Annotated in this window: 1 protein-coding gene; it reads right to left on the bottom strand. The window is 79.0% G+C overall.

Going from position 1 to position 433, the window contains the following annotated elements; all coding sequences use genetic code 11:
• Window positions 1–258: 258 nt before the first annotated feature.
• Window positions 259–433, bottom strand: a 175-nt coding sequence (locus FOE67_RS31045) for a DUF8820 family protein (RefSeq protein WP_498370732.1), incomplete at its 5' end; no start/stop codon positions are given.

The raw sequence follows: 433 nt of genomic DNA, 5'->3' as shown, positions 1-433 counted from the left end.
CCGCCCGACCCGCACCGCCTCCGGAACCGTCGCCCCCCGTGGCCCGCCGGCCCGCATCCGCACCGCCATGTCCTTCCCCTCTCCGTCAATTCCGGTCCATCGATTCCGGCCGCGCCGGACGGGCGTTCCCCCGGATGTGGTCGGCCCCCGGCGCCGAGGGCGGGGGCCGACCGGACGTGCCCCGTTCCCCTCCGGGGCGGCGCGCCCGGCGCCCTCCCGCGCGCCGACGGGCACCGGGCGGGCGACACGGGCCGCGCCTCAGTCGGCGACGATCCGCACCGCTCCCGGCACGTACTCCCGCTGTCGGATCACCCGGTACCAGCCGCGCGGCAGGGAGAGCGTCCGGTGCTCCTCGTGCACCAGACGGCCCCCCTCGGGCAGGTGCAGCACCGAGGCGTCCTCCGGACGTGCCCCGCCCCGCAACTCCCCCGGC

Source organism: Streptomyces calidiresistens, assembly GCF_014141525.1.
GTDB classification, from domain to species: domain Bacteria; phylum Actinomycetota; class Actinomycetes; order Streptomycetales; family Streptomycetaceae; genus Streptomyces; species Streptomyces calidiresistens.
The sequence above is the reverse complement of the archived record's forward strand: the minus strand, read 5'-3'. Positions and strand labels throughout refer to the sequence as shown.